The 214-nt window shown below is 43.5% G+C and carries 1 protein-coding gene; it reads left to right on the top strand.

What is annotated here, in order from left to right; all coding sequences use genetic code 11:
- A partial coding sequence (locus V6260_RS19195) for a phosphopantothenoylcysteine decarboxylase (protein WP_341595620.1) occupies positions 1-214 on the top strand: 214 nt, incomplete at both ends.

Raw genomic sequence — 214 nt, 5'->3', positions numbered from 1 at the left:
ATGTTAGAGCCATATGAGCTAGTTACGCTATGTACTGCAAAAGAACAATCGCAATTACTTGCAGGAAAAAGAATTACAATAACAGCAGGCCCAACGCGTGAGCCTCTCGATCCGGTGCGTTTTATATCAAATCACAGTTCAGGTAAAATGCGTTATGCACTTGCAGAAGCCGCTTTACAACTGGGCGCTCAAGTTAAGTTAATTTCAGGCCCTG

It is taken from the genome of Pseudoalteromonas aliena (genome assembly GCF_038155085.1).
GTDB classification, from domain to species: domain Bacteria; phylum Pseudomonadota; class Gammaproteobacteria; order Enterobacterales; family Alteromonadaceae; genus Pseudoalteromonas; species Pseudoalteromonas aliena_A.
This window is presented reverse-complemented; position numbering and strand designations above follow the sequence as displayed.